Below are 4,792 nucleotides of genomic sequence, written 5' to 3'. Positions count from 1 at the left end.
ACGTACACACTGCCGTTCTTTGGGTATGAGTTCGATTAATTTCTGCTCCAATCCTTGAATGCCGACAAAGCCCAAATAGGCATCATTTTCTCTAATAGTTACCACCTCGTCGCTATGGTTAACACATGGCAAATGAACCTTTGCTCCTGTTTTTTGCAATTCGTGAACATAAACCCATCGCGTATAAAAACCGCCATAATTATTTAAAACGGCAACCATAAATTCTTTTGGGTAGTAGGTTTTTAAGTATAAGCTTTGGTAACTTTCTACGGCGAACGAGGCAGAATGTGCTTTTGAAAAGCTATAACCAGCAAATGAAGAAATCTGGCGCCACACTTCAGTAATCAGCTTTTCGCTGTGCCCTTTTTTCCTGGCCGATACAAAAAACTTATTTACCAGTTCGTCAAAAGCAAGCTTAGATCGATATTTTCCACTCATTGCCTTACGCAACACGTCGGCATCAGCCAGATTGAGGCCGGCAAAATAATGGCAAACCTTAATCACATCTTCCTGATAAACCATTACCCCATAAGTTTCTTTGAGTTGCGTTTTCATTTCCTCGCAGAGATAAACCACTTTATCGGGTGCGTGGTAGCGTTCGATGAAAGACTTCATCATTCCCGAACTTGCAACACCTGGCCTGATGATAGAGCTGGCTGCAACTAGGGTTAAATAATCTTCACACTTTAGTTTTTTTAATAATTGCCGCATCGCAGGCGATTCAATATAGAAACATCCGATGGGCTGACCTTCGCGTAAAATCGCATTTAGTTTCGGATCATTTTTAAACGTTTTAAAATCGTGAATATCAATTTCACGATTGCAGTTTCGTTTAATGATTTGCACTGCTTCACGGATGTGACCAATTCCCCGCTGACTTAAAATATCGAACTTTTCATAACCAATTGCTTCGGCTTCATACATATCCCACTGTACGGTAACGAATCCTTTCGGAGGCATATCCAAAGCAGTATAGTAGGTAATCGGTTCTTCAGAAATCAGGATTCCTCCGGCATGAATAGACCGCTGGTTAGGCATATTTTGCATGTGGCGATGTACCGCTGCCAATTTATTATACGTCGCATTCTGTTGATTTTCCCTTTCCTTCGTCGGATCACTAAAACTATCAATCTCACTTTTAGGCAGGCCCAATACCTTTCCAATCTCCCGGATTATTGCCCGGTCTTTAAAAGTACTCATGGTCCCTAAAAATGCAACATGCCATTTCGGATACTTTTTAAAGATATATTTCTGGATGGTTTCGCGTTCATCCCAAGCAAAGTCAATATCAAAATCAGGCGGACTTGTGCGCTTTTCGTGAAGAAAACGTTCAAAATACAAATCAAGCGCTATCGGATCAACATCGGTGATACGCAAACAGTAAGCAACGATGCTATTTGCGCCAGAACCTCTGCCCACATGATAAAAATTACACTTGCCGATGGCGTAACGAATAATATCAAAAGTGATCAGAAAATAGGGACAATAGTTTTTAAGTTCGATGATGCGTAGTTCTTTCTCCATTCGCTCCTGCGCAACCTTATTATCTGGTCCGTAGCGATAAACCAAACCTTTATATGCAATTTTTCGCAGCAATTTCTGATCGAACGCTGCACCTTCTTTACTGTAGGAAATTCTGTTTTTGGAAGCTGGTTGCGCTCCGGATTCAAAATAAACACTCAGATCACAATTATCGATTAACTTCTGCGTATTTTCAATAATGAAGGGAAAACGATCGAAACTGCTTTTTAATTGTTCTTCAGGAATCAAAACCTCTTCATTGGCACATTTTGCATCTTCAGGCACCATACTTAACAGTGTGTTCAATTCGATGGCTCTTAAATATTCGTGCAACCGATATTCAATTTTGTTACTCACGGTGACCGGATGCCAAACAACCAGTTTTTCTTTTGTGCCAAGCAGTTGGTGTTGATACAGATGATTAAGCTGTTTCGCCTTTATGCCTACAAATTCGTTAAATTTCAGCTCACGATTGAAGGTTTTTGTAAATGGGTAGATGAAAAAAACATCAGGAAGTGAAGGCGCATCATTGGGCAAAGGCATAGCTTCTATATTATGATGACTTAAAAACTCATTAAGTTCACGCATTCCCTCTTTGTTTCTGGCGATACCAATGTATAACAGATGGTTATCTCTTCGGAATTCGATACCGGCAATGGGTTTTATTTGATAAGAAATATTGCCCGCCTGAATATCATCCGCTTCGCGAGCAATGCCTTGCTGGTAACATTCGCGAATAAACTCCATTACGCCGGTGGAATTATTGATATCGGTGAGCGCCATTTGCCGAATTCCCAAAGCACGAGCTTGCCTTACGACTTCTTTCACATCAATCGTTCCGTATTTTAAGCTATATGAAGAATGTACATTGAGGAACATATTTAGTTTTCAGTTAACAGTTCTCAGTTAAAAGTTTGTATTTTTCCGTTAGCGCTTGCCAATTTTACTACCGATACCGATTTAAAATAATGATCAATTGATCGATTAGCATTAATCAATTACACGGTTAATCACTATCATCAAAAACTACTAATCCAATTTTGTAGCCGTCCCTAATTCGGCATTAATGAAGGTTCTGATTCTCGATTTTTTACGTTCTTCGGTGTTTTCGGTTTCACCTTCCGTATGGTTTTTGAATTTATTTTTCCGGGGATTATATTTTATCACCTTACCATTTTCATCTCTTTCAGGGCCCTTCACGATACAAGCCTTCACTACCGATTCAATTCCATAGTGGTTCCGCACCTTATCCATCGCCTGATATAAATCATATTCTTCCTCTGAAGTATGATATAAACCAATTTGTTCGAAACCACTTACCAGATGTGAAAGTTTAACACCTATCAATCGCAACAGCATTCGTTTAGCGTACAGCTTTTTAAATAAATCATGGGCCTTGGTAATCAAAAAGGAATCAAGTGCGGTATATGGAATCCGTGATTGTTGCGTTACGGTTTCGAAATTCGAATAACGAATGGTAACCGTTATGCAGGCGGTAAGTTTCTGCTGACTTCGAAGTTCATAAGTTAAATTGGTAACCATTCCGCTTAGTATGGCCTTCATCTTTGAAATATCCATGCTATCGCTCTCGAAAGTAGTTTGGGTACCAATTGATTTGCGCTCTCTGTATGGCACCACCGGAGAAAAATCTATCCCGTTCGCCTTTTGCCAAAGTCCCAAACCATGCTGCCCTAAAATCTTAAACATTAAATCCTGAGGTATTTCAGCAAGCGTCTGAATCTTTCGAACGCCCATTTCACTCAATTTTTTTAATGTTGCATCACCAATGCCTGGTATTTTATGTACAGCAAGAGGGTTTAAAAAGTCACGCACTTCCGGAAAAGGAATTTCTTTTTCGCCATTGGGCTTGCATTCATTGGTTACGATTTTAGATACCGTTTTATTTACGGATAAACCAAAGGAAATGGGTAAGCCGGTTTCTTTAATAATCGTCTGTCGTAATTCCGATGAAAATTTCATACAACCGAAGAACTTGTCCATTCCGGTCATATCGATATAGTGCTCATCAATACTGGCTTTTTCAAATAGCGGAACACGATCGGCAATAATTTCTGTAATCTCATGCGAAGCCTTCGAATAATCATCCATATTGCCCCTAACAAAAATAGCCTGCGGACAGAGCTGTTTCGCCATCCGGCCGGGCATTGCAGCATGAACGCCAAATTTCCGGGCTTCATAGCTGCATGAGGTCACCACGCCACGATCAGAATTGCCACCGACAATTACAGGTTTACCTATTAGCTTTGGATTTTTCCTCAACTCTACCGATACAAAAAACGCATCCTGGTCCATATGAATAATCTGTTTTTCTTTGTCCATCGCATTTCTCTCATTAAATTAACTACTACACACCGATTGATCAAAAATACTAATATAATTAGTTTTTATAAACTCTATTTTATCCACAAAATACTAACATTTTTAGTTTTTAGGGCTGACCTGTATTTTTGCGAGGAAGTTAAGTTTGCATAGTTTGGAGCAATTAAGATACACTAGATCGATGCCTGATGATTATCAATCAGCTATCTGTTTTAGGTATTTCTCGTTGCCTGATCTGCAAAATTCACGCTAATCTAGCTAGGGAATGCTTATAGGCTAACTTATTAATTAAAAAAATAAAAGTTTTATAAGTAATACTACGTGAATAAATAACATATGATGTTAGCGGTATGATGTTTGCCACTATTTGGGCACATTACCTAAAAATCAAACCTATGAACAAAACAGAATTTAGCAGCATTGTTAATAGCAATGCAAGCTCGCTACGCTCTCACGCTCTTCAGTTCACAAAAGACTTGGATGATGCAAATGATCTGGTACAAGACACCCTGATGAAGGCAATTAGATTCTTCCATAAGTTTGAGGAAGGTTCTAACTTAAAAGGATGGCTTTTCGTAATTATGCGTAATACGTTTATTAACGACTACCGCAAAACAGCAAAGAAAAACGCATTAATTACTACGGAAGAAGAAATAACTTACGCAAATTTGAGTCATAGCGCTACAAGGAATGTAGCAGAAAACAAGTTTATGATGGGCGACATTCAAAAGGCTTTGGATAAACTTCCTAAAGCATATCGTGACCCATTTGTTAGATACTTTGAGGGTTATAAATATCACGAGATAGCCGAAGAACTTGGTTTACCCATTGGTACGGTAAAAACCCACATCCACCAGGCCAGGCTTGAGCTTAAAAAGAATTTAAAGAATTATAAAAATGATGCCTATTATCGGGCATAAAAAAATGCTCC

Annotated in this window: 3 protein-coding genes; 1 reads left to right on the top strand and 2 read right to left on the bottom strand. The window is 39.0% G+C overall.

Going from position 1 to position 4,792, the window contains the following annotated elements; genetic code table 11:
- Both ON09_RS22630 and dinB read right to left on the bottom strand, forming a co-directional pair.
- On the bottom strand, positions 1-2,400 hold a 2,400-nt coding region (locus ON09_RS22630; RefSeq protein ID WP_010603348.1), incomplete at its 3' end, for a PHP domain-containing protein.
- A gap of 150 nt (positions 2,401-2,550) precedes the next feature.
- Positions 2,551-3,861, bottom strand: coding sequence for a DNA polymerase IV (dinB, locus tag ON09_RS22625; RefSeq protein WP_010603347.1), 1,311 nt, complete (start codon positions 3,859-3,861; stop codon positions 2,551-2,553).
- A gap of 395 nt (positions 3,862-4,256) precedes the next feature.
- On the opposite strand from dinB, the gene ON09_RS22620 reads away from it, so the two are divergent.
- Positions 4,257-4,781 carry an RNA polymerase sigma factor gene (locus ON09_RS22620; protein WP_029204575.1) on the top strand — a complete coding sequence of 175 codons (525 nt, stop codon included), beginning with the start codon at positions 4,257-4,259 and terminating at the stop codon, positions 4,779-4,781.
- Positions 4,782-4,792: the final 11 nt, after the last annotated feature.

It is taken from the genome of Pedobacter agri PB92 (genome assembly GCF_000258495.1).
Classification (GTDB): Bacteria; Bacteroidota; Bacteroidia; order Sphingobacteriales; family Sphingobacteriaceae; genus Pedobacter; species Pedobacter agri.
Note: the sequence above shows the minus strand (reverse complement) of the source record. Positions and strands in the feature narration are given on the sequence as shown.

Coding starts and splice junctions, on each gene's coding strand:
- ON09_RS22620 (WP_029204575.1), top strand. CDS start 4,257: ATGAACAAAACAGAATTTAGCAGCATTGTTAATAGCAATGCAAGCTCG.
- dinB (WP_010603347.1), bottom strand. CDS start 3,861: ATGGACAAAGAAAAACAGATTATTCATATGGACCAGGATGCGTTTTTT.